20 protein-coding genes are annotated in these 21,532 nt (G+C 42.4%); 14 read left to right on the forward strand and 6 right to left on the reverse strand.

The annotated features are described in order from the left end of the window. Positions 1-9: 9 nt before the first annotated feature. Together LZG71_RS03415 and LZG71_RS03420 are read right to left on the reverse strand one after the other, a co-directional pair. A complete protein-coding gene (locus LZG71_RS03415) occupies positions 10-636 on the reverse strand; it encodes a DUF6134 family protein (protein ID WP_233816992.1) in 627 nt (208 codons plus the stop codon). A gap of 288 nt (positions 637-924) precedes the next feature. Continuing rightward, complete coding sequence (locus tag LZG71_RS03420; protein ID WP_233816994.1) at positions 925-1,554, reverse strand: hypothetical protein; 630 nt, start codon at positions 1,552-1,554, stop codon at positions 925-927. A gap of 423 nt (positions 1,555-1,977) precedes the next feature. On the opposite strand from LZG71_RS03420, the gene LZG71_RS03425 reads away from it, so the two are divergent. Beyond that, a complete protein-coding gene (locus LZG71_RS03425; protein ID WP_233816996.1) occupies positions 1,978-3,141 on the forward strand; it encodes an MFS transporter in 1,164 nt (387 codons plus the stop codon). A gap of 157 nt (positions 3,142-3,298) precedes the next feature. Here LZG71_RS03425 and LZG71_RS03430 read toward each other — a convergent pair whose 3' ends face one another. Then, the gene (locus LZG71_RS03430) at positions 3,299-4,219 is read right to left on the reverse strand and encodes a sugar phosphate isomerase/epimerase (RefSeq protein WP_233816998.1); all 921 of its coding nucleotides are present in this window, start codon (positions 4,217-4,219) and stop codon (positions 3,299-3,301) included. Positions 4,220-4,547: 328 nt separating this feature from the next. On the opposite strand from LZG71_RS03430, the gene LZG71_RS03435 reads away from it, so the two are divergent. From LZG71_RS03435 to LZG71_RS03475, 9 genes are all read left to right on the forward strand, one after another. Next, positions 4,548-5,225 carry a hypothetical protein gene (locus LZG71_RS03435; RefSeq protein ID WP_233817000.1) on the forward strand — a complete coding sequence of 226 codons (678 nt, stop codon included), beginning with the start codon at positions 4,548-4,550 and terminating at the stop codon, positions 5,223-5,225. Positions 5,226-5,312: 87 nt separating this feature from the next. Next, positions 5,313-6,335 carry a hypothetical protein gene (locus LZG71_RS03440; RefSeq protein ID WP_233817002.1) on the forward strand — a complete coding sequence of 341 codons (1,023 nt, stop codon included), beginning with the start codon at positions 5,313-5,315 and terminating at the stop codon, positions 6,333-6,335. Positions 6,336-6,396: 61 nt separating this feature from the next. Then, on the forward strand, positions 6,397-7,416 hold the full coding sequence (locus LZG71_RS03445) for a hypothetical protein (protein WP_233817004.1): 1,020 nt from the start codon (positions 6,397-6,399) through the stop codon (positions 7,414-7,416). A 94-nt stretch (positions 7,417-7,510) separates the two neighbouring features. Next, positions 7,511-8,011: a hypothetical protein gene (locus tag LZG71_RS03450; RefSeq protein ID WP_233817006.1), complete on the forward strand. Its 501-nt coding sequence runs from the start codon at positions 7,511-7,513 to the stop codon at positions 8,009-8,011. Then, positions 7,993-8,658 carry a hypothetical protein gene (locus LZG71_RS03455; protein ID WP_233817008.1) on the forward strand — a complete coding sequence of 222 codons (666 nt, stop codon included), beginning with the start codon at positions 7,993-7,995 and terminating at the stop codon, positions 8,656-8,658. The genes LZG71_RS03450 and LZG71_RS03455 overlap by 19 nt, the downstream gene beginning before the upstream one ends. 81 nt (positions 8,659-8,739) lie before the next feature. Next, entirely contained in the window at positions 8,740-10,227 is a 1,488-nt protein-coding gene (locus LZG71_RS03460; protein ID WP_233817010.1) for a class I SAM-dependent DNA methyltransferase, read from the forward strand. A 152-nt stretch (positions 10,228-10,379) separates the two neighbouring features. Beyond that, positions 10,380-11,624 carry an MFS transporter gene (locus tag LZG71_RS03465; protein ID WP_233817012.1) on the forward strand — a complete coding sequence of 415 codons (1,245 nt, stop codon included), beginning with the start codon at positions 10,380-10,382 and terminating at the stop codon, positions 11,622-11,624. A 343-nt stretch (positions 11,625-11,967) separates the two neighbouring features. After that, on the forward strand, positions 11,968-12,732 hold the full coding sequence (locus LZG71_RS03470; protein ID WP_233817014.1) for a ParA family protein: 765 nt from the start codon (positions 11,968-11,970) through the stop codon (positions 12,730-12,732). 5 nt (positions 12,733-12,737) lie between these two features. Beyond that, the gene (locus LZG71_RS03475) at positions 12,738-13,040 is read left to right on the forward strand and encodes a hypothetical protein (protein WP_233817016.1); all 303 of its coding nucleotides are present in this window, start codon (positions 12,738-12,740) and stop codon (positions 13,038-13,040) included. A gap of 108 nt (positions 13,041-13,148) precedes the next feature. On the opposite strand, the gene LZG71_RS03480 is transcribed toward LZG71_RS03475, so the two are convergent. The 3 genes from LZG71_RS03480 to LZG71_RS03490 all read right to left on the reverse strand — a co-directional run bounded on the left by LZG71_RS03480 (position 13,149) and on the right by LZG71_RS03490 (position 15,122). After that, the gene (locus LZG71_RS03480) at positions 13,149-13,613 is read right to left on the reverse strand and encodes a GNAT family N-acetyltransferase (protein WP_233817018.1); all 465 of its coding nucleotides are present in this window, start codon (positions 13,611-13,613) and stop codon (positions 13,149-13,151) included. Positions 13,614-13,745: 132 nt separating this feature from the next. Continuing rightward, on the reverse strand, positions 13,746-14,201 hold the full coding sequence (locus tag LZG71_RS03485; protein WP_233817020.1) for a DinB family protein: 456 nt from the start codon (positions 14,199-14,201) through the stop codon (positions 13,746-13,748). 9 nt (positions 14,202-14,210) lie between these two features. Then, entirely contained in the window at positions 14,211-15,122 is a 912-nt protein-coding gene (locus LZG71_RS03490) for an EamA family transporter (protein WP_233817022.1), read from the reverse strand. Between the two features lie 86 nt (positions 15,123-15,208). On the opposite strand from LZG71_RS03490, the gene LZG71_RS03495 reads away from it, so the two are divergent. The 4 genes from LZG71_RS03495 (at position 15,209) to LZG71_RS03510 (ending at position 21,427) form a co-directional block, all read left to right on the forward strand. Next, entirely contained in the window at positions 15,209-16,654 is a 1,446-nt protein-coding gene (locus LZG71_RS03495; RefSeq protein ID WP_233817025.1) for a PLP-dependent aminotransferase family protein, read from the forward strand. A 209-nt stretch (positions 16,655-16,863) separates the two neighbouring features. Next, entirely contained in the window at positions 16,864-18,876 is a 2,013-nt protein-coding gene (locus LZG71_RS03500; protein WP_233817027.1) for a heavy metal translocating P-type ATPase, read from the forward strand. A 22-nt stretch (positions 18,877-18,898) separates the two neighbouring features. Further along, a complete protein-coding gene (locus LZG71_RS03505) occupies positions 18,899-19,222 on the forward strand; it encodes a DUF6660 family protein (protein WP_233817029.1) in 324 nt (107 codons plus the stop codon). Between the two features lie 36 nt (positions 19,223-19,258). Further along, the gene (locus tag LZG71_RS03510; protein WP_233817031.1) at positions 19,259-21,427 is read left to right on the forward strand and encodes a TonB-dependent receptor; all 2,169 of its coding nucleotides are present in this window, start codon (positions 19,259-19,261) and stop codon (positions 21,425-21,427) included. Positions 21,428-21,532: the final 105 nt, after the last annotated feature.

Genomic DNA, 21,532 nt, shown 5'->3' on the forward strand with positions numbered 1-21,532 from the left:
TTGCGATAATCAATACAAAGAGTTCTTAGCAGGATTCAGAACAATGCGAAGCTTGAAACCGGCGAGATCTGTCTTAACTTCCCGGCAAAGCCCGTTTTTATAGGTATACACACCCTGCTTACCATCGGGCAGGGAAACACTGTAATTTCCATCCGAAACCTTCTTAACGTTACACATTTGCCCGTATCTCTCGGAGTAAACCTCAGTAATATTAATCGGCTCTTTGTAATATAGACTCGTCACCGTATTTAGGATTGGCTCATTAAACTCTTTGGAAGGCTTCTTTTCCCCATCTTCGCCAGAAAATGAAACGGTGTAATTAGAAGTCTTTGCAACGTTTTTAGTATGCGTCTTTTCTTTCACATCCCCGTTTACCTCATGGGCAGAAACAGCAGTCATTAATTTCCCCTGGACAAAACTTGCCTGTGTAGAAAACTTCCCCGAATAAAACAAAATTTTAAAATCCGACTCAATCCTCTGAATTTCTGTATCTGTATCTGATTGGCTATCAAATACCTTAAGAGAACCAATCGTACGCCCCGCCACAATAACATCGTAAATGTTATTCTGTGCATTTGCACCAAAAGATGAAAGCAGTATCATTGAGAGCAACAGCCCAAAGTTGAAGGATTTCATTAACGCACAGTTTAATCTAAATAATGGGATCATTATAACATCCCTACAATTTCTGTTCCCAAGGGTTCAGAAATCGTAAATTATCTCAATTCCCAGGACCGATAAGCATTTTCAATTCTCAATTTACTTTAAATATTGCTTCGAATAAAATGACTGTAATTAAACTCATCATTCTCCTGATGTTGATTACAAAAAAAGCCTGCCCCGGTGCGTCCGGAACAGGCTTTAAACGAGCAGTGCTTTGCAATAGCATACTGGCTTGTAATCAGTATATTAAGAACCAACAAATCAGAAAAAACCAAATTTCACAGTAAGGTTGTAAGACATATTGCTAAGATCAGAATCCGATAATCCATTGCTGTTACTTCCAAATGCCCGTCTGTAAGAAACTCCCGGACTGAAACGCATCCACTTCAATAAGTTAAACTCCACCTGAACGCCGGGCTCCATCAGGAAGAAGAAGTTGGGATCCTCTTCGTAATCATCAAAATCCCAGTCGTCAAAATCCCTCCTGTCGTACTGCATTGTAAACCCGCTGCCTGTCAACAAATTTACTGCCAGATGGACCTTCCTGGTAGATGCAACCACATATTCGGTCATTAAACCGAACTGTCCATATTGATAGGTCATTTTATCGCCAGGAAAATTGCTGAATGAAGACGGAACCGGAATGTAGTTGGTTGTCGCTGCTGCCCCCACACCAAGCATCAATTTCCTATTGATAAACCAGCCGCCATAAATTCCGGGCATGTTTGCAAACTCGCCATTTATAGAAGTGAATTTGTTTGATAGCGCAACGTATCCGCCAGAACGCTGAATTGGAGATTTCCTGAAGATGGTTTCATTCTCCTGGGCATGTACAACACCTGAAAATAGCACCAGCCAAGTCAGTGTAAGTTTTGTAAATCGATTTTTCATGATTTCTGAGTTGTTTCCTTTCAGACAATTCAGAAAAAATGAACCCCTATGCGACCCATCAAAATTCTTGAAGCTCCACTCCTTTCTGCAATCAAAACCAATACACCAAATAGGATCAACTTAAGCCAAAAAAAGGTAGTATTTGATAGCCTGTTTCCTTACATAATCAGTAGTTGTGATCTTATTTATTTACAAAAATTAAAATTCTTGAAAATATACAACAAGTACTTTCTAATATTATTAAAAAAGTACAATTTAAATGAATCTATATGGTTGAGTATATGTTAATTTTGCAGCTGGAAGTTCTTCAATCAACCTTATGGGAGCTAACGACACAGCCTGACACGAAAAGAATCTAAAAAAAATTATATATCAATATCTGATTTTAACACCGGAAGTACAAGACGGTAAAATTTCACTCCTATGAATTATTCAATATTTGCTCCATCAGATTCCAGAAAATACCTGCGTATTGCCGTTGCAGCTTTTTTCTTTGTGCAGGGCCTGAGCTTTGCTGCCTGGGCAAGCCGAATCCCTGATATTAAAAACATGCTTCACCTTACAGAGGGTGGACTAGGTACTGTTCTATTGGCGCTGCCTTTGGGATTAATGGCAAGTTTGCCCATTTCCGGATGGATGGTTACGCATTACGGCAGTAAAAAAATGGTGCTGATTGGTGCCATACTTTACTCAACTACGCTGGCGTTCATTGGTTTTGTTACCCGTACAGAGCAATTGGTTATAGTACTTTTTGCTTTCGGTCTATGGGGAAACCTGACCAATATTGCCATCAACACACAGGCAGTAGCTGTTGAGCAAGTTTACGGCAAATCTATCATGGCTTCCTTTCACGGCTTATGGAGCCTTGCTGGTTTTATTAGCGCAGTGATTGGCTATCTGTTTATTTCGGTGAACATACCACCGCAAATACATTTCATTGTGATTGCAGTAATCGCATTTGGAATCATATTTACTGCTTACAAACACACCATGTCGGATAGCGAAAAGCAACAAGGTGAAGCTCAGCCGATGTTTGTAAAGCCAGACAAAGATTTGCTTATAATCGGTTTGATTGGATTTTGTGCTATGGTTTGTGAAGGAGCGATGTTCGATTGGAGCGGGGTTTATTTCCAGGAAGCTGTACATGTAGATGAATCAATGAAAATGCTAGGTTACGTTGCTTTTATGGGAACCATGACAGGCGGACGTTTTGCAGGAGATTACCTGGCTAACCGCATCGGAAGAAAGAAGATGCTTCAAATAAGTGGTCTACTCATGGGAACAGGATTGGCAATTGCAGTGATCTTCCCATTTCTGATCACAGCTACTATCGGGTTTTTACTGGTTGGTTTTGGAGTTTCATCAGTCGTTCCCTTGGTATATAGTGCAGCAGGAAGATCAACCACCATGTCGGCAGGAATGGCACTTGCAGCGGTTTCATCCATCAGCTTCATCGGATTCCTTATCGGACCTCCGTTGATTGGTATTGTAGCTCAATTCGCCGATCTGCGCTGGTCATTTGCAATTGTCGCTTTGCTTGCGTCACTCACAGCAATACTCTCTTCAAAAGCGAAGTTGATTCAATAATAATATCAACAAAAAACGGGCGTCAGCAACTTTGCTGACGCCCGTTTTTTGTTCCTGATTTCAATATATGTGGGATTTGACTGCTTATTGCAGTGTTATAATTACTTAACACTGTTAAATTTTATTCATAAGTAACTGAATTTTAGCCTTTTAAAAATTAACCTAAAAACTGCTTTAAATAATTACGGCTTGTGAGTATTGCAGTTGTAACATCGTCTACGTTGCCTTCATACGCCTTGTCTTCTACCTCGATCACCACAGGACCGCGGTAACGAACGTCCGTTAACGCTGCGAAAAAGCCACGCCAGTTCACATCTCCAAGCCCAGGCAACTTGGGCGAATGATATTCTAACGGATTAGCCATGATCCCTACCCTGTCCAGTTTGTCTCTATACAATTTGGCATCCTTTAAGTGAATGTGATGCAGTCTATCCTTGTATGCATAAATTGGCTTTATCTCGTCCATCATTTGCCATATCATGTGCGAGGGATCATAATTCAGGCCGAATACAGGATTTGGGATAATTTCAAACATTCTGTCCCACACGGCCGGGCTTATCGCCAGGTTTTTTCCTCCCGGCCATTCATCATCTGTAAAGAACATCGGGCAATTCTCTATTGCCAGTTTAATGTTATTTTCCTCTGCAACCTTTACAATTGCCGGCCAGACATCTGCAAACTGCACCAGATTTTCCTTTATACTCTTTGCAGGATTTCTTCCTATAAAGGTCGTTATCACAGGAATACCGAGTTTGGCCGCCCCGCGAATAACCTCTTTTATATGCTCAATGTAAAATTCGGAACGGTTTGGATCGGGATCCAACGGATTTGGATAATAGCCTAGTGCTGAGATAGAAATCTGAGCCTCTTTAAGTGTATACTTAATCTCTGCTACTTTTTTATCAGTCAAACTAAGCACGTCTACATGTGTGACACCCGCATAGCGACGGCTATCGGTATTGTCTGCCGGCCAGCACATCATTTCTACACACGAAAAACCATGATTTCCTGCAAAACGGACTACGTGCTCAAAGCTGAAATCTGCAAGAATGGCACTATTAAAACCTAATTTTAACATAAGTATAGGAACAAATGAATACTAATTACTAAATCTCGTGAAGATCTTGACTACTCATATAAAGTTCAGCCTCCTGATTAATTTACCCGTCCGCAAGGTCGGTAACAATTCTGAAATGAATCATGACACATGTCATCCAATGACAATATCGGCTTTTTAAATTTTCGCAAAAGTAACAATTAGGAACGGTCTGCCGAAAAACTCATCCAAGTCTACGACATTCCATCATTGCAGGCTGCCACCTGTAACTAACCCACATCATTAAATCCTTTGGAATTTAGTAATATTGAGATAAGATATTGATGAATCTAAACACTTATTACTGACTATGGCAGATTCTGAACAAGGTATTGGACGAAAGATCCTTAGCTTTTTTATCAAGGAAAACGATGAGCAAGAGCAAACTGCGATAACGCCCCCTGCAAACAAAGAAGTTCCGCAGCCCGCTCCATCTCCTACTGTATCTAATTTAGCAGGTACAGCCCAGGTAGATCGCAAGTTTGTGGATCATTTTGTTGATCTTCTCGAAAAAGCCAATCTCCCCGGACCGGATTATTTCGAATACAAGCAGGCACTCAAGAGCATGGAGGGTCTCGGACTCTCCGAAGATAAGCTTTTCCAGGCAGCATGGGCTAGTTTCAAGGCAATGGGAGGCGTTAAAGACACCGCCATACTGACCACCTCTGCCGGGCAATATCTGGGCATTTTAGATAAGGATCGGGCAGCATTTTTAAAGGATGTAGAAAAAGCAATCAACGATCGTGTAGGGGCTTTGCAGCAAGAGCATAAAAAACTGGAAGACAGCAACACCTCTATCACACAACAGATGGCCGACCTTCAGAAAAAAATGGAGGAAAATAAAAACAGGCTTGGACAGATTTCCGGTGAGATCACCGAGCAAAGTTCTAAAATAAATCTTAACAAAGACAGCTTTGAGCTCACTTACAAAAGTTTCGTTGAACAAATTAAATCAGACCTCGAACAGATCAATAAGTATCTTAAGTAGCGTCAAAAACCACAATTCACAAAGCTAAACTATTGTTAATTAAGCGATTAACTGTTAACAAATTTTAAAATATAAATAAACTCAACTATGGCAACACCAGATTTTAGTCAAATTGGCGGTTCTCAGGAAGATGCTTCACGGCGTTCGTATTGGAGCAAGCCCGAGGGTGTCACATCGCTTCTTTTTATGGGGGCGGCAGGTGCAGGCGTCCTTTACTATTGGAATAAAATCGCCGCTTTTCTTATCGAGGTAACACAGAACACGTTGTATCTGGGCTTCTTGATGGCTGTTCTGGCTGTGCTTATTTTCCTGTTTACAAGCAAAGACGTCCGCACAGCGGTATTTTTTCTATTCAAAACGCTGATGAGAAAAATAACGGGACTTATTATCAAGCTTGATCCTATCGCTATTATGAAGATCTACATCGACGATCTGAAAGAGAAGCGCGAAAAGATGCAGGGACAGATCAACACCCTTGCTGGTCAGCTCGTAAAACTGAATAAGAATATCAATGAAAACAATGAGCAGATCAAGCAGAAATTTGCAGAAGCAAACAAAGCCGGCACCATGCTGGACAGGCCGGGAATGAAAGAAACTGCTTCCCTGGCTACCATTGAAGGCGCGGGATTGCAGGAAATGAACGAGAAACTTTTCCCGCTGCAACGCAACATGAAAACCGTCCTCGAATTCATGGAAAAAGTGAACAAAAGCGCCGACTACATTATCAAAGAGACAGAAATTAAAGTAAAACTCAAAGAGGCTGAATATAGAATTGTAAAGGAGAGCTCCAATGCTTTACGCACCGCAGTAAGTATTTTCAAGGGTAATCCCGACAAGAAATTCTATTTTGACGAGTCCATGGAATACATTCAGGATGATATGAGCCAGAAATTGGGAGAAATGAAAAGAGCAATGGATCTATCACTGGACTTTATCAACGGCGTTGACGTACAAAACGGTCTATTATCCGACAAAGGTCAGGCGATGCTGGAAGCTTACAATCACGGAGAGTTTAAACTGATTCAGCTGGATGCACCACAAACATCGGCAAGCCGCAGTACAACGACTGGTACTCCCAAAGACTCCAGCTATAAGGGACTTCTGGATTAATTTACTAAATTAAATAATAAAATACATTTATAAATTATACATAATTAACATTTGTAACAATATGAAAAGACTGACAGTTGCAGGAAGACTAATGATAACCGCTTTGATACTGGGAGCATTATTTCTCGGTTACAAATATCTGGGTGGGCAGAACGCGATAGAACAGATGGCGACAGATCGGGCGCAGTCACCAATGACAGATGCAACCACCAATAGCGAGGCAGCCAGCCCGGCAGAAAGCCCAGGCAGTGACACAGAAGCTACAGATACACCGAGACAGGCTTTTAACTATACTCCTCCCGCTCCTGTGAATGGCAAACTCAAAGGCGTCGTAGAATTGGGAGCAAGCGGATTCAATTCCTTTATCATTAAGGTAGACAGCGAAAAAAGGTGGAGTCTGGAAAAATCGGAGTTTGGAAACAGCCTTGTGACAGAAAACATGGCTACGGACGAAGATGTAAGAATTGGTCTTAAGAAGTATATCGGGACCATGCTTGATTATGGTGTTGGCGCGCGAGAAATACATTTCGTAGTAAGTTCAGGAGCAGCGAAAGCAGAAGTGACACAGAAGATTACCAAAGCGTTGAAATCGCTCAATTACGTAGTGAACCAGGTAACAGCAGAACAGGAAGGTCAGCTTGCTCTGAAATCGGTACTACCGCAGGATTATGCAGACAAAGCCTTTGTGGTAGATATCGGATCAGGAAACACCAAAGTTTCCTGGATAAAAAACGGACGTGTAAGTGCTCTGGAAACCTATGGGGCGAAGTACTTTCAGGATGGCACCGACGATACAAAAGTGTATCAGGAAGTGAGTGCGAAAGCTAAACAGGTGCCTGCCGACCTTAGAAATACTTGTTTCATCATTGGTGGGGTTCCATTTGAGATGGCAAAGGAAGTTCGCAAAGGAAAAGAAAGATTTACAACGCTTAGCGCACCACTTGCATATAGTAAATTAACTAACGCCAAGTCAAAAGCGGGAATTAACATTTATAAATCCATAACAGATGCGACCGAATGTAAACAGTTTGTATTCGACTGGGATGCTAACTTTACAATTGGATTTTTGTTAGCACTTTAAAATCTTGAACCACAGAAGAGGAGAAATGTTGCAGCTAAGTATTTTTAGCGTACGACATTTCTCCTTTATTTATTATACCCTATTTGTAGTTTCAATGACTCTATCTCAACTTTTTAATTACATTTCGGAAAATCCCTGGCCGGTTGCGCTGTACTTTCTACTATTGCCAATTGTAACCTGGATTATCGGATTAGTGTCAACTGGCAGCCGTGAAGTCAAATTTTGGAGTTATGTTTATGCAGTTCTGGTTTATGCCATATGTATACCAGGCGTTTTTGCAGTAACTCTGAATATGTATTTATTTTTATTCGAAAGGCAAAGCATCTGGCAGGCAAATATCATACTTCAGTTTCTTCCTGTCATTTCAATGGTTTTGTCACTGATGTTGGTAAAAAGTAAAATACCTTTCTCCTTAATTCCTGGTTTTGGCAAAATTTCGGGTTTTCTCACACTCATCACAGCCTTGATTGGTGTAATGTGGTTCTTCGACAGAATCCGCTTAGTAGCATTTACTTACGTTCCTTTTAGCGTCATTTTAATAGGTTTTGTGCTCACTTTACTAGCTATTAGATTTGCATGGAGCAAATTATTCTGAGCAATGGCTCGTACGTCCAAATCTCTGTAACAGAAAATCAGAGGCTTTTTGCCCGACAACTGGTTGAGCACTCACTTCGCCATCACCATGTCTCCAACATTTGGGATAAGCACGAAACCGAACTTTCCAGAACCCGGATGATGCGTTTTACAGGAAGTCTCGGCGAAGTTGTGTTTGCCGACACCTATCACCTTCCCCGCCCCACCCGATCTTTTGGTGCAACCGACGGTCAGGATTGGGGACAGGATTTTTTGATTTCGGCAGGCGAAGACGTTTTTTCTCTGGATATTAAATCCATGAAGCGGATTTCCGGCAATCTTGCTTCCGATTATGTACTCAACATTCCGGCTTCACAGCTTCACAAGCCAGGATCCAAGACGTCACACTACTTTTGTATTTCCTTTCACCAATCTGAGCAAAACGGAACAACCGCATCCCTGCTTGGTTTTATAGATAAGCAATCCCTTGAAAAAGGTGAACTGGGAAAACTTTACAAGGCAGGTACAAAGCGGATCAGAAGCGACAAAACTTATTTCACATTTCACCAGGATACCTATGAGATCTTGTTCTCAGAAATAGCTCCGCCTGTGGTAACAAATTATATTCAAAAGCTTCCCGGCTTCAAAGTATGTCATTTGAAAAACTGAATTATACGAGTATATTTGAGTCGCTACTCTAAGTTCAGTTACGAATAACAGACGAGAGCTACAACGCTATCGTCCCTATAAATGGCCTCACAAACACGTACTTACGATAAGAAAAAACTACTTGGCCAAATATATACACCTCTGTTTGTGGTAGAGAAAATTCTCTGTGATACAGGATTTTACAAAGCTGATTTCGAAAGCAAAAAAATACTTGATCCCGCCTGTGGCGACGGTCGTTTTCTTGTCCCGATTGCCAAACACATTATAGAGACCACACCGGTTCAGCACCTCAAAAAGCGTTTAGCTAGTATTACAGGATGGGACATTGATCCGGATGCCATTGCATTATGCCGTAGCAATCTTGATGAACTTTTGAAAGATCTTCCTTTCAAAATCAAATGGAATCTCCTACTAAAAGACGCTTTGAAAGAGTTAGGGACCAAACGAAAATTCGATCTCATTGTTGGCAATCCGCCCTACATCAGAATACAGCATTTACCTGCTGAACAAAGAAAACACATTCGAAATACCTACACGTTTTGCCAATCCGGATCAACGGATGCATATGTAGCTTTTTTTCAATTAGCCGCTAACCTTTTGACTAAAAATGGATTATGTGGATTTATTACACCCAATTCTTACATTACGTCTGAAACCGGACGACCGCTTCGGGCCTATTTCAGCAACAGTAAGTGCCTGAAACAAATAACCAATTACGGTTCGGTCCGCATTTTTGGAAATACAGGGACCTATGCTGCAATTACCATCTTTGGAGTATCAGCAAACCCAGGTTTCATATACGAAGTGGGCACTCAGAATGCTGACAATCTGCACAGGTTTATTCACTTTTCTGAGCTGGAACACCAAAACAAATGGCATCTTTCAGTCACTCAGTCAGAAATGTCTCATGGGGTCAAACTAGGGGAGATCTGCCAGATCTCAGTGGGCATTACCACCCTTGCCGACGACCTGTACCTCTTTAAAATTCACAGCGAAAAAGACGGTATTGCTTCGGTTACGAATAAAAAAGGTGACAGCTACACCATTGAACGCTCCATTTTAAAGCCAATCATAAAAGGATCGAAGCTGAAAACATCGGAAGATACCATCACTGAATACATCCTTTTCCCATACAAAAAGGATTTAGATGGCAAAAATAAAATCATTCCGGAAGGTGATTTGGAGAGTTTCTTCCCGCTCGCTTACAAGTACTTATCAGGCGAGAAGCAGTCTTTGTTGATGCGTGACAACGGAAAGCCGAATAAGGTCGCCTGGTACGCATTTGGGCGTGCACAGGGCCTGGATACTTCTTTCGGTAAAAAAGTAATTTTCTCGCCAATGAATAAGTTTCCTAATTTCATCCTGTCCGAGAATCCGGATTGCACCGTTTATTCAGGGTACTTTCTCAAATACGACGGTGATTACAACTTTTTGCTAAACCAACTTAATTCCCCAAGAATGGCCGATTTTATAAACGTTGCAGGTCGGGATTTCCAGGGAGGCTATAAGGGATACAACAAGAAAGTTGTAGAAAACTTCATTATCACTGAACCAGAAATTCAAAATTAGGTTAGTATACTATGCCATTCTGCTCCCCTCTCCTTTTATGAGGGGAAACGGATGATTTATCATATTGACATGCGGCCTTTTGTTGCCACACAAGTAATTCACAATCAGCATAATAAAAAACAATCTTTACACTATCAGAATAACAAATAAACATGCAAGAACAAGTGCCGTCTGGTCTTACCAGGTATCAATATTTTATTATCGCTCTTTTAGCCTTCCTCCAATTTACGGTTGTATTGGATTTTATGGTTTTGCAGCCGCTCAGTGTAATACTTTTAAAAGAGTTATCGATCTCAACGGAACAATTCGGACTGGTCGTTTCGGCCTATGCATTTAGTGCAGGCGCTTCCGGATTAATCGCAGCGGGATTTGCTGACAAATTTGACCGAAAAAAAATGCTGCTCTTCTTTTACACCGGATTTGTTATCGGAACGCTTCTTTGCGGAATCGCACCGGATTATCATTTTCTGCTCATGGCAAGGATCGTCACCGGTATCTTCGGAGGTGTGATGAGCTCTATAAGTTACGCCATCATTACTGACCTTTTCGCGCTACAATTCCGCGGACGCGTGATGGGCTTCGTGCAGCTCGCATTTGCAATGAGCCAAATCGCAGGTATACCAGTTGGCTTATATCTGGCAAGTCGTTTCGACTGGCACGCGCCGTTTTTAGCCATTGTAGCCATGAGTGTAATTATTGGAATATTTATATTTATATATCTTAAACCAATTACTGGACATTTAAAAATTCAGACACAACAAAATGCATTTCACAAGCTTCGGGACATTCTTTATGTGGCGCAATATCGAAGAGCTTTTGCGGCCACTACATTGCTGGCAACAGGTGGTTTTATGTTGATGCCGTTTGGCAGCGCTTATGGTGTTCATAACCTGGGAATCGATATGGCTTCCGAACTGCCATTACTATACTTCATGACAGGAATTTGTCTGCTGGCGTTCAGCCCTCTGATAGGATGGCTAAGCGACAAAATAGGTAAATACAAAATGTTTGTGATCGGCTCTGTGATTACCGGCATCATGACCTATATATATTGTAATCTGGGTTTGACCCCATTCTGGCTCATCCTTCTTTTAAATGTTGTGCTTTTTGTTGGAATTACTGCCAGGATGATCTCTGCTTCCGCGCTCATGACGGGCGTGCCGGAACCGCAGGATCGGGGTGCTTTTATGGGGGTAAACGCGTCCGTTCAACAAATAGCCGGCGGTGTCGGATCATTCCTTGCCGGACTTATTGTTACTGAAACCAGTACCGGATATATCGAAAACTATCCTCTGCTTGGTAATGTGGTACTTGTTGCTCTGGTAATTACAGTGTTTTTAATGTTCAACATACACAAGTACGTGAGTAAGAAACAGGCACCAATTCCAGCATCTTAGAATATCAGCAATTGACATAAGCATATCATCGATTGTAGTAAAACAGGTTTCAACTTTGGAGCCTGTTTTTTTGTGCATCCATTTTTTTACGCCACTCGTGTCTGATACACTCTGACCTAAAAATTGACATCCGCACAACCATTTATTAATCAGCACATTGTAAAATATTTAAATATTTATCTTTTAATATTTAGAATACTTTTTAAAAGTTTACTACATTTATGCCAGTTAAAAACTTTTAACACTTTTTATTTAAATAGATAAGTGATAAAATTATTTTATGTTTATTTACATACCGATCATTAAATAAACGTTTAACTTTTTATACTTATAATACTTTTAAATGAAAATCATCAGTATTGTCAATAACAAAGGAGGAGTTGGTAAGACAACTTCTGCACAAAGCATTGCTGCTGGTCTTAACAAATTTGCGAATGCCCGTGTGTTGGTAATTGATCTGGATGCACAGGCAAGTCTGACGAAAAGCTTCGGTATTACACATGCCGGGTTAAAGAAGGATAGCGGATCTTTTATTACCGGCGAATACGAGTTCGATGAGATTGTCAAGAGAGTTGGAGACATCGACATATTACCAGGATCGGCCGAAATGATTCATAGGGAAGACACGATTAAGTCTGCGCCTATTTTTCCTTTTAACCTGCGCATCGCACTTGAAAAAGTGAAGGACCGCTACGATTTTGTGATCATCGATTGCCCTCCGGCACTGTATGGAAATACGCGTTTGGCATTGGTTTCCTGCCATCAGTATTACGTACCTCTTCAGGCGGAGTTTTTGAGTTATGAAGGTTTGCGTAATTTCCTGGTTTATTCGGCAGAAATTAAGAAAATCAGTCCGAGTACAAATCTTGGTGGCGTTTTCGCAACACGGTATAATCCAAAAATTAGAAAGAAGATTAGCCACGAATTGATCAGTGCAACAAGGGAACAATTGGGTGATGCATTTATGAATTCTTTTATTCGTGACAACATCGCTCTTTCAGAAGCACAGGCTAGCGGGACAACAATTTTCGATTACGCGCCGAACAGCAATGGGGCAGAAGATTATTACAAGCTCACCAAAGAAATTTTGGAACGCATTAATAACTAAAAAAGATGGCAAAAGAGAGGAAATTTGATTTCGCACCACTACCACTTGTAACGGACATTCAGGAAGAACGGGAAGACATGATCCCGGTGGAAGTAGTGGACACAGCACCTACCAAGGTTACGTTTGACTGTGATTATATCCTGATGGAAAACATGAAGGATTATGGTTACTGGGAAGGACTTACGCAAAAAGACATTATTCTTGAATCTTTGAAACTATATTTTCAGGATAAAGAGATTCGTCCGCGTCCCGACAAAATCCGTAATAAAACCAAGGTAGGCCGCAAGCCGAAAAATAGCAATGACTGATCGGGCCTGATTTTACATAAAATATTGGCACACACTACTGCTAAGCAACACACACACATTTCATGCAAAATGCTTCCCCAAAAAGGAAGCATTTTTTCTTTAAAGCCATCATGGTTTTAGTATCAGTTCCATTTTAATATCCGACCGTTTGTAGACGGTATCAAGAGGAATTTCTTTAAATCCTATTTTCAGATAGATGTTGATGGCATTGGCCAGAATGCGGTTGGAATAAAGAATTACTTTGCTCGCTCCTATTTCCCTTGCCTTCTCTATTGCGGCTGCGCATAAAATTTTGCCTGTACCCTGCCCTCTCAGATTTTGATCCACACCCATTTTGGTCAGTTCAAAAACGCCCGGTTCTACAAACTTTAATGCGGCAGCACCTACGATCTGTTGCTCGTGTCTGGCAAAAAGAATATGCCCTCCATGTTCCAGAATGGCTTCCTGAGGATTTTCTAAAACGTATTTATCAATGGGTTCTATTGTGAAATATTCTTCCAGCCATGCTTTGTTGATTCTTTCAAAGTGGGTGGCGTATTCGGGTTGGTAATCTACTATTTCGATTTTCATCATTTTGAGATATTCATTTTAAGCGACTTTTGCGTGAGGGATAGAAATGGAAAGCCCGGAGCACGCCCCTTTGCGTGCGAGGACTTGGAGTGAATAGCCCGGCCCCTTTTCGGGGCACGCCCAAATTGTTTTATTTTATGAAGCGCAAACGAAACGCCTGTGGTAATTTATTTGCCCCAAATGATAACCAAGATGAATCAGCAGGTGCGTCAGAATCATGCTTACAGTCTGGTTTGTAAACGTAGATCGAATGTCATGCGGATATTCGATGAGTAAATCTTCGGCAGACAAGCCTTCAAGTGTATCTGCAAGAACTGTCTGTACGAGCTGCAATTCGGACAAGAGTTCGTTTTTTGTGAATAATCGCTTGCCAAATTCGGCGTCGCGGTCTCTCTCGTAAGGTACCTTTCCCAATACCAGAACGATGTAGGTTCTGAGATTACCTATGAGGTGCTGGACAAGATTACCAGCAGAATTAATCGTTCCGGGCAAAACAACCCACATTTGCTCCTCGGTTGAATAAGCATTCACTTCGCTTATCACTTTACTTACTTCCCTGTTGTACAAGGTTGCGAATTCCAGATTTGTCATAACAATAGACTAAACAAGTTCTAATTTTCTTTTTTGCACTTTATAACCAAAACTAACCATATATACGCCGCTCATGGTTACGATAAACGCAAGAACGGTGAACCAGGTGATTTTTTCACCCAAAATTAAAAAACCAAGCAGGATTGCGACCAGCGGATTGATGTATGCGTAAATGGAAACAAGACCGGCGGGCAGTTTGGACATGGCATACAAATAGGACGCAAAGGCCAGGATGGATCCGAATACAATGAGGTAGATGAGCGCTGCGAACGAGGTTAGGTTCATTGCAGGCAGATGTGACCAATCTTCATTGAATGCGCTGAGCACGAAAAGACCAATACCTCCTGCAAACATCTGTACCCCGGCATTGAAAAAAGAGTCGGATTTGGACTTGTAAATTTGAGTATACAGTCCTCCGAAACACCAGGAAACCACAGATATGAGCACGACAATGATTCCGGTTAAGGTTTCAGGATTATTCACCAGATCGAGATTATCGCCAAAAATGAGTGTAACACCGCAAAGACCGAGCAGCATTCCTGCGAAAATCTGCCAGTTGATTTTCTGATCTTTTCGGACAGCCAGATTGATCATAATGGTGAGCACCGGAATCATGGAGCAAAGCAATGCCGCCAGCCCACTGGGAATGTATTTCACTGCCCATCCCACAATGCCCGTTCCGAAGGTGATCATACAAAGCCCCGGGATGATCTGCAATTTCATGTCGGCCCAGGTCCAGGCCCTACTTGATCCTCGGAGCGCTAAAAATCCTAAAAGTAGTGTTCCGGCTAATACATTTCTGATTCCCATAAAAATGAGTGCGGGGAAACCAGCTACGCCAATGCGGGCAGCCAGATAGGTTGTGCCCCAGAAAAAACAAACCAAACCAAGTGCGACATATGCTTTGATTGTACTGTTCATGCTCAAAAGATTTAAATTCTCCTGCAAAATTATTAGCTTTCGGAAATAGAAAACAGATTCAGTTTTTGATTTATTAAGCATAACAGATGAAGACAAATGTGGTTGGTGTTGACACAGGAGATGATTTCCTTTATGCACAGATTGCGGAACGGTTTGCAAGCCAGATAGAAAATAACATACTCAAAGCAGGCGACAAACTGTTGTCGCTCAGGGCCCTGAGCCGTGAGCAAGGAATAAGCCTCAGTACGGCTTATAAGGCTTATGTGGAGCTGGAAAACAAAGGTTTTATTGAAGCAAGGCCAAAATCCGGTTACGTTGTAAAATTTACGCCTGCACAGTACCCGGCGCAAACACTTACCAACATTGCTCCGGTTCAAACAGAAACCGCGAGTGTGGATGATCTGATCAGGCACGTGTATAAAACGCTTACACAGGAAGGAATCATCAGGCTTTCACTTGCCTCCCCTTCTGCAAAGCTGATTCCCGGAGCTAAACTGAATAAGGCAATGGCGGAAGTACTTCGTGTAAGCCCGACCAGCTGCACCCAGTATGAGGACATACAAGGCAACCTGACCTTGCGAAAACAGATTGCAAAACATGCCTTTAACTGGAATGGGCAAATTACCGAGAACGACATTGTGACTACGCAGGGCTGCATGGAAGCGCTTGTGTTTTGTCTCAAAGCTGTGACGGAACCGGGCGATACGGTTGCGATTGAAAGCCCGACTTACTTCGGAATTTTTAATGTGATGAAGAGCCTGGGACTGAAAGTGTTGGAAATTCCGGTTGATCCGGAAAATGGTGCTGATCTGGAATATCTGGCGAATGCGATGGAGACAGTAGAAGTGAAAGCCTGCTTGTTTGTTCCCAATTTTTGCAACCCGACTGGCGCACTTATGCCGGATCACCGTAAAAAACAGTTGGTGGAGATGCTTGGGAGTCGCCACATTCCGCTTATCGAAGACGACATTTACGGCGAAATGTATTTTGGTAAAACCCGCCCACGTACCTGCAAAAGTTATGATAAGGAAGGAATTGTGATGTTATGTTCATCGGTTTCCAAAACGCTGGCTCCGGGTTACCGTGTCGGATGGTGCATTCCGGGGAAGTTTCTGGAAAAGGTGATCAGCCTCAAATTCATGCATACGGTATCGGCAGCGACACCGACGCAAGCGGCGATTGCGCTTTTCTTCGAGACGGGTCGATATGATCTGCACATGCGTAATCTCCGTAAAGCACTTCACACACAGTGTCTGAGGTACATACAGCTCATTTCCGAATATTTTCCGAAGGATATCAAACTCAGCCAGCCAAAAGGCGGATATGTGTTGTGGATTGAACTGAATGCCAGGATTAATTCCATTGAGTTATTCAACAAAGCTTTAAAACACAATGTCAGTGTAGCTCCCGGGCAGATTTTCACTACGGATGGCCGCTATAAAAATTACATCAGGGTGAGTGTTGGGGAGCCGATCACAAAGGAAATTGAAGCAGGTTTAAAAATGTTGGGACAACTCATTGAAGAAAGTTGATCTGCCTAACAGCTTAATTCTGAATCCATTCATTTCTCAATGCAATATCATTACATCTCGCAACGATATTGCAACTAATTGATTTTCAGTACATGTAACCCTGTTGCACCGGTTATTTATCTACATTTGCCAACACCAAACGAGCGTAATGGCTTTGGTAGATAGTACATTCAATTAGAAGCCAGGCCTTTGCTGGAAGCAGATATAATATGAAACTCAACAGACACGAAGAAAATACGGATACTGCTCACAGTTGCTGTGACCACGATCACAGTGATGTTTTGGTAAAAAAACACAAACATAATGGGCATGATCATTCGCATGACGATGATGATCACGATCATGACCACGACCATGGAAGTGATGATGGACCCGGATTGTTACAGAGTCGCTGGCCGCTGTGGGTCAGTCTTACCATTCTGGCGGTATTTCTGATTGTTAGTTTTGGCACAAATGTGGTGATCAGCAAGCCGCTGGAAATTGTGATGATGCTGACCGCTTATTTGCTTGCGGGATACAAAACGATCGGGTTGGCTTTTAGAAAAGTGAAGCGTGGAGATTTATTCAACGAGTTCACCCTCATGACCATCGCCACGCTCGGTGCGTTTTACATCGGAGAGTTTAGCGAAGGTGTAGCCGTAATGATTTTCTACGAAATCGGCGAACTGTTTCAGGATTTGGCGGTGAGCCGGTCGAAACGTTCAATCAAAGCACTGTTAGATATTCGCCCGGACTCGGTAACGGTTTTACGTGATCATCAGCAAATTAACGCCAAGCCGGAAGATGTAAAACCTGGTGAAACCATCCTTGTAAAAGCCGGAGAAAAAGTTGCTTTGGACGGGATATTACGTTCGGAAAGCGGAACATTCAATACAGCTGCACTGACAGGTGAACCCAAGCCAGATACAAAAAAGCAAAATGAAACGGTGCTTGCCGGCATGATCAATTCCGACAAAACGGTGGAGATAGAGGTTACCGCGCTGTTCAGAGATTCGAAATTATCGCGTATACTGGAAATGGTGCAGGAAGCTACCGCCAGAAAAGCCCCTACCCAATTGCTGATCAGCCGGCTTGCGAAGATTTACACTCCGGCAGTTTTTGGACTCGCATTGTTGATTATCCTGTTGCCCTTCTTTTTTGTAGAGAATTATAGTTTTCAGGAATGGCTGTACAGAGGCATGGTGTTCCTGGTAATTGCTTGTCCTTGTGCACTTACCATCTCCATTCCGCTAGGTTATTTCGGAGGAATCGGACTCGCTTCACGTAATGGCATTTTGGTAAAAGGCTCTAACTTTTTAGATGTTGTTACGAGAATTGACACGGTGGTTACCGACAAAACCGGTACACTTACCAAAGGCGTTTTTAAAGTGCAGCAGGTTGAAACCGAAATGGATAAAACAGAGTTTTTGCGAATCACTACTTCGCTGGAAAGCTATTCTACACATCCGGTGGCACGTGCCGTGATGCAACATGCGGGCGAGATAAATCTGAGCAAACCTACTGACGTAGAAGAAATTGCAGGACACGGATTGAAGGGAACAGTAGAAGGTCGTGAGGTTTTGGCGGGTAATCTTAAACTTTTACAACGTTTTAATATCAGCTTTCCTGATTCTCTGGACGCCATTGTCGAAACGATCGTTGTTGTGGCGGTTCATGGAAAATATGCGGGCTACATTACCATTGCCGACGAAGTTAAAGAAGACGCTGCCGAAACCATTGCCAGTCTGAAAAAGCTTGGAATTGAAACGATTATGCTTTCCGGAGACAAAACGGTTGTTACCGGAAAAGTCGCCGATCGGCTTGGCATTGACAAATACTACGGCGATCTTTTACCGGAAGGAAAAGTGGCTATTGTACAGGAACTGAAAGACAAAGGCAAACAGATTGCTTTTGTAGGTGATGGCGTGAACGACGCTCCTGTGATTGCCCTGGCCGATGTGGGAATTGCGATGGGCGGACTTGGTTCCGATGCAACGATTGAGACAGCCGACATTGTTATTCAGAATGATCAGCCATCAAAAATTGTGTCTGCCATAAAAGCAGGAAAAATAACCAAAGGCATTGTATACCAAAATATTAGTCTGGCTATGGGCGTAAAAGTGCTGGTGATGATACTCGGCGCAGGCGGAATTGCTACACTTTGGGAAGCGGTTTTTGCAGATGTTGGTGTAGCTTTGTTGGCGATTTTGAATGCTTTTCGTATTCAGGGAAAGAAAATTTAAGAAATAGTTGAGTTAAAATCTGATGTTGAAATCGATCACCATATTACTTTCCATGTACCTGCTTTTGCTGGCCTTGCTGCCTTGCGGAGACAGGCTGGAATGTAATGACAGTGACAGCAAATCGACGTCTATTTCAACAACGCAGCACGACGGCCATCAGCACGAAACGGAGATTTGCTCTCCTTTTTGCATTTGTGCTTGCTGTGGTCAATTGGTGAACATTCCTTCTACCACCAGTTTTCTGGTAAAGGCTGTTCTGACCAAAACACAACTTCAACCTTCACACAGGGAAAAATTCCTGACAGAACCTTATTATGCCATTTGGCAGCCTCCAAAGCTGGTTTAATGTTTCCATTTATTTTCTAACATTAAATCTTATTCAATGCAAAAACTTATTTTGCCTTTGATGTTCATATTGCTTTGCAATGTGACAAAGGCGCAGCATACGCTTACAATTTCAGTTAAAGATTTACAAACCAAGGAGCCTCTTTCGGGAGCAACTGTATTGGTGAAAGGTTCTACCAATGGCGCGGCAGCGGACTTATCCGGTTTGGCAACACTTACCAACGTGAGCCCGGGCAAACAGACCTTACAAACCCGGTTCATTGGTTACAAGCAGCGTCTGGATACTCTGACCGTTCCGTTTTCAGATACCCTGGAAATATTTCTGGAAAGTGAATCCGAAGAAATGGAGGAAGTCGTAATTTCTTCAACACGAAGTTCCCGAACCATTAGTGACATCCCTACCCGTGTTGAATTTATTGCGGGAGAGGAACTGGATGAAAAAGCCAATATGAAACCGGGAGACATCCGAATGATCCTGAGCGAAAGTACTGGTATTCAGGTACAGACAACCTCTGCCACCAGTGCGAATGCGAGCATACGTATACAAGGTCTGGATGGAAGATACACGCAAATTCTCAAAGACGGATTTCCATTGTACTCCGGAGCTGCGAGTGGATTGGGATTGTTGCAAATTCCGCCACTGGATTTGAAACAGGTTGAGCTTATCAAAGGCTCAGCGTCCACGCTATACGGGGGCGGAGCCATTGCCGGTTTGGTCAACCTTATTTCCAAAACGCCGAAGGAAGAGCGTGAATTGCGTTTTCACCTGAACGGAACGAGCGCCAAAGGGCTGGACATTAATGGATTCTACGGACAAAGATTTGGCAAAGTAGGAACAACAATTTTTGCTTCCCATAACCGCAATGCTGCATACGATCCTGCAAAAATTGATCTTTCTGCCATTCCGAAATTTGAGAGATTCTCGTTTAATCCAAGGATATTTTTCTATCCAAAGGAAAGAACAAGCATCAATTTTGGGGTGAATACAACCTTTGAAAACAGAGTCGGCGGTGATATGCATTACATTAAAAAGGAGCCGGCAGAAGGTCATACCTATTTTGAGAGAAACAAAACAGAAAGGCTCAGCACCCAGTTTACACTCGACCACAGCTTTGGTGAATGTGATCATATTGTACTGAAAACCAGTGTTAGTTATTTTAACAGAAAACTAAATACCCCTGGTTATCAATTTGACGGAACGCAGTATTCAACTTTTTCCGAGGCGTCTTACGCACGTCACGGCGAAAAACTGGAATGGATAGGCGGACTTAATTTGTGGACTGACCAATTCAAGGAGACCAAACCAGTTTTGAACGCACTTCGAAATTACAACATGAACACATTCGGTGCCTTTGTTCAGAATACCTGGAAAGCTTCAAAGTGGCTAAACCTTGAAACTGGCGTTCGTACGGATTACGTGGTCGATTATGGATTTGCATTTTTGCCAAGAGTATCTGCTTTATTCAAAATTCATCCAAACCTTACTTCTCGTCTCGGTGGCGGGATGGGTTACAAAGCTCCTACAATTTTTACGGAAGAAAGTGAGCGGATTCAGTACCGGAATGTCCTGGGAATAGATAAAAATACCAACAGCCTTGAAAAAAGTTATGGCGGAAACTGGGACGTGAACTATCAGACGACCTTTGCAGACGACAGACTGTCGTTCAGCGTGAACCAGTTGTTTTTCTACACCTATCTGATCGACCCGCTGATACTGAAACAGCAAACGAACCAGTCTTACGTTTTCCGCAACATCGACGGGCATATAGACACTCGTGGTAGCGAAACGAATGTAAAACTGGGTTACAGCGATTTCAAACTATTTTTGGGTTACACATTCACAGACGCCAGAATCAGCGAGAACGGCATACATCAGGATAACTTCCTGACTCCGAAACACAGGATCAATTCAGTTTTATTTTACGAGGCGGATGAAAAATGGAAGATCGGTCTGGAAGCGTATTATTTCAGCAAACAAAAACTGAGCGATGGCAAAACCGGGAAGGATTATATGATCATGGGTTTTATGGTTGAGCGCCTTTGGGAGAAGTTTTCGATTTATATCAATTTCGAAAACTTCAACGATGCCCGTCAGACCCGTTTCGACAACATTTACACAGGCTCCATTTCGAATCCGGTTTTCCGTGATATCTATGCCCCTTTGGATGGTTTTGTATTCAATGGTGGGATTAAGTTTAGCTTGTAGATTTTGCAGTTCACAGTAAACGGTTTAAATAGACAGAGGAGTCCAGGAACGACTGCCAGCTTTTAAGGAACGTTAGTGAAGACCAGAGGCGGAGTTGCTTCTGGT

The organism is Dyadobacter sp. CY312 (assembly GCF_021390535.1).
In the GTDB taxonomy this organism is placed as follows: domain Bacteria; phylum Bacteroidota; class Bacteroidia; order Cytophagales; family Spirosomataceae; genus Dyadobacter.